At 57.3% G+C, this 9,840-nt stretch carries 4 protein-coding genes; all 4 read right to left on the reverse strand.

What is annotated here, in order from left to right; genetic code table 11:
- Nucleotides 1-315: 315 nt before the first annotated feature.
- Nucleotides 316-1,011, reverse strand: coding sequence for a hypothetical protein (locus JW937_06335; GenBank protein ID MBN1587027.1), 696 nt, complete (start codon nt 1,009-1,011; stop codon nt 316-318).
- A 16-nt stretch (nt 1,012-1,027) separates the two neighbouring features.
- Nucleotides 1,028-1,255, reverse strand: coding sequence for a hypothetical protein (locus JW937_06340; protein ID MBN1587028.1), 228 nt, complete (start codon nt 1,253-1,255; stop codon nt 1,028-1,030).
- A gap of 155 nt (nt 1,256-1,410) precedes the next feature.
- Nucleotides 1,411-5,769, reverse strand: coding sequence for a S8 family serine peptidase (locus tag JW937_06345; protein ID MBN1587029.1), 4,359 nt, complete (start codon nt 5,767-5,769; stop codon nt 1,411-1,413).
- A 138-nt stretch (nt 5,770-5,907) separates the two neighbouring features.
- Nucleotides 5,908-9,840: hypothetical protein (locus JW937_06350; GenBank protein ID MBN1587030.1), on the reverse strand; the 3,933-nt coding region annotated here is incomplete at its 5' end.

A 9,840-nucleotide genomic window follows, 5' to 3' on the forward strand; every position in this document is an offset into this window, starting at 1 on the left:
ACTTACGCGAGGTCCGTCCCTTCACAACGTCCTTTGATCTGACTTCTCCGGTGCCGACAACTTCAGGGATTCAAACACACAGGGGGGGACGGTTCTCACCTAATTTATTATGCCAATTGGTGTTAGAGAGACCTGTCCCTAGGTTTGGGCAGAATGGCCCTTACCCTGCGTATATAGGTGGAAGTATAGCACACGACCCTATCTTCTCCAATACTTATGTTAAATATTTATCATTTTATTGTAATCGTGGCAGAGTATAACAGAACATCTTCTTGTCTATTGGGTTAGGAATATGATGCTAATCAGATTCAGGGGTTAGCGGGGTACTTGTTCGCGATTGAGGCCGGCTGTGCCGCCCGGAGCCGTGGTGAGTCCCAGCACTTCAACCACGGCCAAACAAAAATGGGTGTGGGCCGAGACGGCTTCCACCCCTCGATCCGGGTAGTTTCGAAGGTCAGCTTGGAGTTCCACCTTGGAAAAATCGGTCTTGCCCACCACTCGACGCAGGAACCGGTCCTTCCACAGCGAGTAGCGGTAATCCTGCGGCGCCTCCATCACAGTCACGTCCAGGATGCGGCCAAGCGGATCCACGGCACAAAAGAGCTTCAACGGCTCGGAACCGCGCGTGCCCTGCGTGATGACCACAAATCCTGCGACGTGGCGCTGGTCAAGCACCTTCTTGACCCGCACCTTGGTCTTGTCCCAATCCAAACCTGAACGCGTTTCAATGCGGCGGATCGTCTCAGCGTCCGGATCCAGCTTCAGCAGCAGAGTCGTTTCCATGATGGGAAAGGCGCGTTGCATGGCTGCTTGGGTGCCGTCCATGCGCACAAGTTCCCGCTCTTCCGGCACAGCGGCAGCGGATTCAGGAATACAAACAAAGTATTGGAGGATACCAAAGAGAACCACCAAATAGATCCCCGCCTGCGCGGGGATGACAATAGGCCACCCGGAAAAGACTTTCTTTTGCGGGGATGACAATGTTTTGCCACCTTTATCGGTCTGAATCACAAGCTTTCCCTGTCCCTTAGCGCTGCGTCGCGCGGACCTTAATGGCGGCCAGCTCCGTATCCACATGCTTCTGCCACTCAAGAGCCTGCTCTTGGTTGGCCAGAACCTGGTCGATCTTTTTGCCCAGCTTGGCCATGTCCGGGTCGTCAAAGCTCAAGACCGGACGCTCCAGCAGCAAAAGGGCAAAGGCTGCAAGAAACAATACAAAAGCTACTACGGGAATTTGGATGGTGCGGAAATGCATTGTATTCTCCCCGGTGTCAGGTCTGCACTGAGTCTGGTATCAGGCACCACTTGTGAAGCATCTTATCCGGACTGTGGTGCCTGACACCTTGCCTAATCCCGTGCCAGGCACCCGTGCCAGGCACCGGTGCCTGGCACCGAGTATATCAAATATGCTTAGGGTTCGACGATGCGAATGTAATCGATAGCCACGGAATCACCAGGGGCGGGGTTCTTCAGGGGGTCAAGCCGCACACGGGTCACAATGCCGCTCCAGGTGGATTTCTGACTGAGGTCCACCGCGGCTGTATGGGGATTGCCGTCGGCAATCACCGGAAATTCGATCCAGCGTCCGCCGCTGCCGGGCATCAGGGTCCCCTCAGCCCACATGAACTGCATCAAGGCGTCGGAACTGTTGAGTGTGTAGCGAATCTCCACGCGGGTTTTTCGCGCGGAGTCGATTTCCAGGCCCGCGGCACTGCGCCAGTGCGGGTCGGTGCCGGTAACCACGGCGCGCAACTGGCCTGCGCTCACGGCTTCGGAACCCAAGCTCCGAACTGAAATCCAGCCCTCAAAATTCCCGCTCTCATTAAACTCCCACACACCGGCCGGAGCGGGCGTTGCGGAACTCTGAATCAAACGGACATAATCGATGTCCACGGAATCGCCGGTTTCCGGACTCTGCAGCGGATCCAGGCGCACCTGGCTGACAACCCCGGACCACAAGGCATTGGAACCCAGGTAAACCGACACCTCGCGCAAAGTTCCGTCCGCAATCACCGGGAACTCCACTCGCTTCCCGCCCCCGCCCGGCACATCCGAACCCGCGGCCCACATGAAGGCAGCCATGCGATCATTGCTCCACATGCGATATCCCAGTTGAAGCGTATTCTGTTGGCTCGCATTGATGTTCTGGCCGGGCGCGCTGCGCCAATGAGGATCTGTCCCGCTGATATCCGCGTGCAAAAATCCGGATCGGACTTCCTGGTTGCTCAAGCTGCGCACCGGCATCCAACCCTCGGCATCCCCGGATTTATTGAATTCCCAAACGCCGCCTGTGGGCAGAGCCGGCAAAACCTCATCCGAAAAACGAATGTAGTCAATGGATACCGCGTCCCCAAGCTCAGGCGCTTTCAACGGGTCCAGGCGGAATTGAGTTGCAATGCCCGTCCAGGTGGACTGTGCGCTCAGGTCCACCGCAACCTCATGCGGGCTCCCGTCTGCGGTCACCACAAACTCAATCCAACGCCCCCCGCTGCCGGGCATCAAATCCCCTTCCGCCCACATAAACTGCGCTACCGCATCGGAGCTGGTCAGCGTGTACCCGATGCGAAGCGTGCGGAACAAGTCCGTGTCCAGAGTATAACCGGCCGCGCTGCGCCAATGCGGGTCTGTGCCGCTCACCACAGCCCGCAACCGGCCCCCGCTCACAACCTCATTACTCAAACTCCGGATCGATTCCCAGCCTTCAAAATCCCCGGCTGTGTCAAACTCCCAACCAAAGCTCTCTCCCGCAGCCGGCGGATCCGGGGAAGGCGGCGGCGGTTCCGGATCCGGCTCCGGGGCTGGATCTGCGCCGCCTGATCCACCGCCTCGAAGGGACTGACCCGTATGCACCAGAAGCGCATCCTCGCCAAAAATATTTGTGAGCAGGATATCGGGCCGTCCGTCTCCGGTCAGATCCCCGGCATCCGCGTCCAGGGTCCAATTCGCATCCGGAGGAATCGCCACTGTCGTGATGTCGGAAAAACGGCCTCCCTCGTTCCTCAAAACCACATTGGACCGGGCATTGCCGTAACCATGCCCGGAGAAAATATCCATGGCGCCGTCGTTGTCCACATCCACTGCTGCGGCAACCATGCTGTAAGCATCCCCTGCGTCCGGCAAAGCATTGGGCGACAAAACAAAACTCCCCTGCCCGCTATTGATCCAAAGCCGCTCCGGAACCGTTGCAGCCCCGGAAAAACCAATGGTGCTGACAAAAAGATCTTTGTCGCCGTCGCCGTCCGCGTCAAAGAACACCGCATCCGCTGAAATGTCCGCAGGCATGCCCGGCATCCGCGTGCTGGTCCTGTTGCTGAAATAGGCCGAGCCATTGTTCAGCCAAAGCTGATCTGCTGCGCTCAGGGCCAGATAAAGATCCAGGTCGCCGTCGCCGTCCACATCCGCAGCATCCGCCCCGCGGTCCTGGGTAAGCGCCCGGGGCAAACGGTTTAGCGTTTGATCGACAAAAATTCCCCCGTAATTGAGGAAAAGCTGATTCTGTTCACCCGGATCCGCTCCCCAGCGCGACACAAAAACATCCCGGTCCCCGTCGCCGTCAAAATCCTCTGCCAGCAAAGTAATGGACCCGATGGCCGTGAGCGTGAAGGCCGTGTTCGTGTTCCGGAAATATCCCGCGCCATCGTTATACATCACGACCACACTGTCCCCGTTGGTGCCGATCATATCCAAGTCGCCGTCATTGTCCATGTCGGCCAGCTCATTGGCCGTGCTGGAGGTGGAGCCCAGAAAGCGGAAGCGCTGCAAACTCTGGTCGGTGAAGTGCCCTGTCCCGTCATTAATCAAGAGAAAGTTCTGAACAATCCGCGTGAGAGTTCCGGTGGTGGACTGGCAGCCGAGGATATCCAAATCTCCATCCCCGTCCACATCGCCCAGAGAACTGCTCTCCCCGGCGCCTAAGGCCACAGATGCCGGATAACGCGTTGCCATCTCGTCGGCGTAAAGCCGCGGCCCGCGCACCAAAACCGTATCCAAAGCAGTGGCCCCGGTCCCTGAAGCCCGCACCTGCAGCAAATGATCTCCCGGCCCCAAATTATCCATATCCAGAGGCACGGCCACACTGCTGCCGCTGCCGCCGGCAATCCGGGTCCACTGCCCAAGCCAGAGAGATTGATGATAGGCCTGCCAGCCGGAGGCATTCTGAGTTTGAGCCCGCAAGGTCGCCGTGCCCTTGAGGGTCGTGTAATTGGAGGGCGAAGTAATTTCAACTGTGGCAATCTGGTCGATCTGCAGCGCCGCATTCGCATCCAAGACTCCGTAGCCGGACCACAAATCAAATCCCGGCAGATTCCCGCCTTCACCGAGCGGGTCGTTCAGGTCCGCCGCGCTGGAACGCAAAATCTGCCGCACCTCCTGCGCGGAAAGCTGAGGCCGCCGCGAAAGAATCAATCCTGCCACACCCGCAACATGCGGGGCAGCCATGGAGGTCCCGGACAAGCGAAGATAATAATTCCCGACTGTGGCGGAACCGCCGTAAGGGTCCTGACCGTCTGTCGCAAGAAGGGACAAAATCTGCTCGCCCGGAGCCAACACATCCAGTCCCGCGCCAAAATTCGAAAAGTAGCTGCGCCGGCTGTCGGGCCCCACAGAACCCACGGCAATTACATATGGATAACTGGCGGGAATGCTTTGATCCAGCCACAGATCCGCGCCGTCGTTGGACGCGGAGGCCACCACCACAACCCCGTTGGCTGCGGCATAGTCGATCGCGCTTTCGAGGGTCTGTGAAACCCCGTTACCCGCCCAACTGTTATTGATGACACGCGCTCCGTTATCCACTGCATAGATAATGGCCTCTGCCAGCCAGGAGGAATACCCCACGCCGTTGTCGGCCAAACCCTTCAAAGGCATCACAGAGCTCTGCCACATCACACCCGCCATTCCCCGGCCGTTATTTGTGGCTGCTCCGATAATCCCGGACACATGGGTTCCATGAAAGGCGCCATCCACCGGCGTATTGTCCGATTGCGTGAAATCCCAGCCGTTCAAGTCGTCGACATACCCGTTGTTGTCGTCATCCCTCCCGTTATTCGCGATCTCGCCCGGATTTCTCCACACAGTGCCGCGGTCCGCATGCTTCATATCAAATCCCGTATCCACCACCGCGACGGTAATATTCGAATTCCCTGTGGATCGGTCCCATGCCTGCGCCGCATGAACGGCCTGGAGTCCCCACTGATCCCCATAGGACTGGCCCCAGCTGCCGCTGGAAGAATAGTACGGATCATTGGGGGAACGCGTGGTCTTCACCTCCAGGTCCGGCTCGGCCCAGGCCACATCCGCGTGTTTGCGCAACCCGCGACACAGCTCAAGCAAATCCGCGGCCGAGGCGTCTACCTCTAATACAAAGGAGTCTTCGAGTTCAGGATGCTGCTGCAGGCGCCGGAGATTCTTGCGGATCAAACGCCGCGCCTTGCGGATGCGATGCCTGGCGTTAAGTTCTACAAGAGGCGCGATTCCGTCCAGAGAAGGCAACGGCTCAAGCGGCTGCCGGAGGGATTTGCCGCGCGATGTCTTCCTGAGTTGGTTCTTGAACCGGCCTGCGGCATCGGATTTGAGCCGGACTACAATGCGCGTCTGTTTGGGGAATTGATCGCAAAGGCCAAAGGGATGATTCAACTTTTCGTTATGTCTGGAAGAAGGATCAGCGGGCAGAGAGCTGGCGTAACTCCCCGGCAAGCACATGAACAGCGGGAAAAGAGTTACGGCCACAAACAACGACAGACGCCGCGAGTGCGTTTGAAAGGCCGTCAAAAGACTCCCCAATCGGTTTTTCTTTGGTTTTAAAGCTAATTTAAAGATAACGCGGAGTATGATTGGAATCAAGGTGGCCGGGCATTAATAAAAGTTTCAATGCGTTAATAAAAGTCCCGGAAGACGCTAAGAGCCGGACTAAAGCTGCCCGGCAAGGATTTCGGCGGTGCGGGCCGGATTAACGGTTGTGAAATCTCTCACTCCGGGAAACAGGTCCCTCCGGCCCGGCCTGCGTTCTGTCTCCTGCGCAGCCTGCCACTCCAAGAGGGCTGCCTTTTCCCTCAAGCCGCGGGCGCGTCCCAAAGCATCAATGGTTGCCTCTGCAGATAAGGCAGGAGCAAACCGAGTGTCCGCTGCCTGCTCCATCATTTCAGCCACCCGAATATAGTCAGCCGCTTCCGGAGGACTGTCTCCATATCCCCGGAGATAGAGCTCATAGATCTCCAGGCCTTGGGCCATGGCCCGCGCCTGTTTCATGATCTGCTCGCCCTCCTCAATCAGCTGAATCTGGCTGAGCGCCCTTTCGAGATTTCTGATCTCACGCGTTATCTCCCGGTATTCAGCGTTTTCTCCCAAATCCAGGTATAGTTGCGCAGACTCCCTGAGATTGGCCAATCCATTCTGGAAGTGCTCCCGCGCCGTATCGTTCCAGGCCTGGAGCTGCCAATGTGTGTACCGGCCTATCTGCGACCGTCCACTGGCTTGAAGAATCCGCGCCAGTTCCCTGCGGGCTTTTTCAGCCATTTCAAAGGCCCGGGTGTCTTCATACAGCTGAATGGCCTGACGCATAGAAGCCGCGGCAGGAACTGTGTAGCGGCCTAAGTGGCTTTTCCACCCTGCCAAGGCCTCATTTCTGAGACCCATCGCCTGGAGCCGTTGACGAAAGATTTCAAAAACATGTTCTTCCATATGCAGCGGCACATAACGCGCCAACTCCGCTTTCAGAGCCTCGTCTTGATCCAGCAAGTAGATGGCCATCCTCAGCTTGGTCAAGGCTTCTTCATAGTGGTCCAAAGCATCCTGGGCCCGGGTATCTCCTGCTCTATCAGCAGACTGCGCCTCCCCCATGTGATAGTGGAACTCCTCGACAAAGGACATCACGAGTTCCGGCGACACAGACAGTATCTGCTCGACTCGACTCCAATTACCATCCTTCAAAACAAGGGATTCGACTCTCAGACCCTGCCGCACCGGATAAACGCCCCCTAGTTGGAAGCTGCTTTGCGCATCCAAACCCGTAACAGCCAAAGTCACATCATAGGTTCCGTCCTCTCGCACAGCAAAAAAATCCTCAGGCTTGAGAAACCGGTCCTGGGTGTCGGCGGCTTTCTCTGCGCATGTCGCATCAAAGTCTTGGCTCCGTTGGGTCAGGGTTTCCCATTCCCTCTTAGGCAAACCGTTTTCTCTTAAACGAGCTTCCAGCTCTCCTCTGAAGCGGGTGAACACAGCGCTATCGCGGTTGGGATTGCGCCTGAGTAAACCCAGTGCCCTTGGCGCTTGCCAATTCCAGGTATTGGCCTTCTCCGGCCAATCTTCTTCTGAAACAAGCACCCCCGGTTCTTTTTCCAAAGCCCCCAAAGGAAAAGCCACGGCCTTCAGTCTTGCATTTTTGAGGACTGCGGCCATGGCAAACTGAGCCTCCATGGGATCCACCACGCCCCAAATCACTGAATGGGGATCCTCATTGAACTCCCGGTCCAAATCAGGACGCAGGCCGGCGGCCCAGGCCGCAGCCACCAGGCCCGGGGACTCCACCTCTTCCACAGGACGCTCGGGCTCCCTTGCACCCAAGATTTTTCGAATCGCCCGTCCCACCCAGGAGCGATAAGGCTTGCGCTGATAGCGCTCGTAGTGCTCGATCCGATGCAGACTCTCAAGAGACACACCCTTGGCTTTGGCAATCCGTTCTAGAATTCGCCCCGGATCGCGGGCCTCTTCGCCGCTCAATGCATCCAATCCCCGTGTGACCGAGCCCTGCTCGTCGTCCTCATACACAATGACGGCAACACGCATATCGCAGGGCAACGGCACCAAAGACTCCCCCCAAAGCACCATGCTGGAAGCACCTCCCTCGCCTCTTACCTGGTTCAGGGAACCGTCGACCACATCAGCAACCAAAGGCACCGCCTGTTCCACCCCATCGCGAGAACCCAGGAGTTCTCCAACCAAGAACTGCTCGTCCTCATCGTGCTGGACTTTGCGTGTCTCCGTACCCACAATGGCTACCTGGAAACCCTGCTGTTGCAGGTGCCTGCGCAGCACCGCAGTCGCAAGTTTGTCCGGACCATGTTCAAGACCCGGCATTTGATCTTCGGTTGCTCCGCGAGCCGAACGAACCTTCGCGGCCGCATACCCTCCACTGAGGGCCAGTCCTTCCAAAATGGCAGAGTCTCTTTCAGACAGACCCAGTTCTGCGCGCGTCGCCCGGTTGATGCGCGCAGAGTAAAGCACCCGCAAATGCTCTTTTAAAAGATCCCGCTGAGTCTCCAGCAAATGGGTCATAATCGCCTCTACGTTTTGGCCAGTCCCGAACCTTTCCGAGTACTGAAGACGATATGCCAATCGCAGAGTTAAGTCGGCGCGCAAGGCAGCTCCTTGGACCTGACTTTGAAGCCAGTCCCTGGCCTCCCTCCACTCCTGACTCGAGGCCCTTCTGCCGTGATAAATATACGTGGCCAGTTCCCTGGCCAAAGGTCTCAATTCGGTCTCCAAATCTGCAGGAAAGACCCCGTGTTCAATACGTTGATTCGGAACCGGGACAATTCCATCCAGAATGTGCTGCAGTTCATTTGCAAGTTGAGACCTTATCAAAAGAGACGGAGCCGCCGGATCCCCGACTAAACGCGTGTTCCACCAGAGGACTTCGATTGGGATAACGAAACTCCCGATCTCCGGCTCACCATCCCGGCTTGTCGCCATAGTGGCATTGAAATTACCGGTCAACCGCAACTCAACCCTCTTGTTCGTGTCCGTGTGACGCAATTCGAACACAACGGGCTGAGATCCGCGGTGGCGATCAAAGTCGGGGGCCGTGAATTCCCATTCCCCATCCAACCGGTCTACTACTGCTTGAATTCTTGATGCGTACTCTTTGAGAATCCCAGGGTCCCTGATCCAATTCTCCTCCAAAGCCTCGTAGTCCACTATGCCTCCCTTAAAATTCATGCCCAAGCCTGAGGCAGAGGCCAGGGCAGCGGGGTTGCCCGCACGCTCGCTGGAACCAGGCATCCCAAACCGCGGGCTGTCCAAGGCCGCAACCGGAGTGCCCAAGGTGCGTGTGTTCACAAAACCCTGCGGATCTGCAAAGTATTCCCTCAGGCCCCCGGCAGTCTCTTCTTCGCTTGCCAGGTACCCGGCAATCTGGCCGGCAGCCCAATCAAGAATCCGGCTTTTAACAATTTGGACGCGGTCATTCTTCCCCGCACCCTTCTCCGCCTTTAATGCCTTGAGTTTTGTGAGGCCCTGTTCCGGGCCAAAAAGCGCAATGAGGCCTTCCCTTGCCCCGGTTTCGTCCGACCCAACCAGCTGTTCGGCAATGCGTTCTGCTTTGTGCCTGATCTCGGAAGGCACGATCACCACAACCGGATATGCAGATTCTCCTTCGCCTAACGTGACTCTCCGGACTCTATAATCCGGAAAACGACCCGGCACAGGTTCTGAACGGAACCGTACGGCCAGTTCCCCGTCCGGATCGGTCTGCTCAAAAATCTCGCTCAGCACCAGAGGAGTCCTGGGATCACTCTCAACACCCATGCTCTCAAGCGCTCCGTTGGCGCGATCCAGCAAGATTGGGTAAGGATAGCCTTCAATCAGAAGAAAGCGGTCTGCGATATTGCGCAGCACAAAAGAATTCTCCGCCTCGGGCAAGCTGGGATCCCGGACTTGGACCACTCCATACTCGTAGAGGCGGCTGGGATATTTCCCGCCGCGAGCCTGCGCCCCAAACGGAGGCAATTGTCTCCCGGGTTTGAGCACCTGCAATTCCATTTGAGAGGGGGCTGAAAGCCGGACTCCTGCCACCATGGGACGGGCATAACCGGTCCCGCCCAAAGAAACTGTCTCGATCGATTG

Source organism: Candidatus Omnitrophota bacterium (assembly GCA_016929445.1).
In the GTDB taxonomy this organism is placed as follows: Bacteria; Omnitrophota; Gorgyraeia; order JAFGIU01; family JAFGIU01; genus JAFGIU01.

Bases quoted from the DNA above. Each gene is read 5' to 3' on its own strand.
- JW937_06340 (MBN1587028.1), bottom strand. From the start codon at position 1,255: ATGCATTTCCGCACCATCCAAATTCCCGTAGTAGCTTTTGTATTGTTT.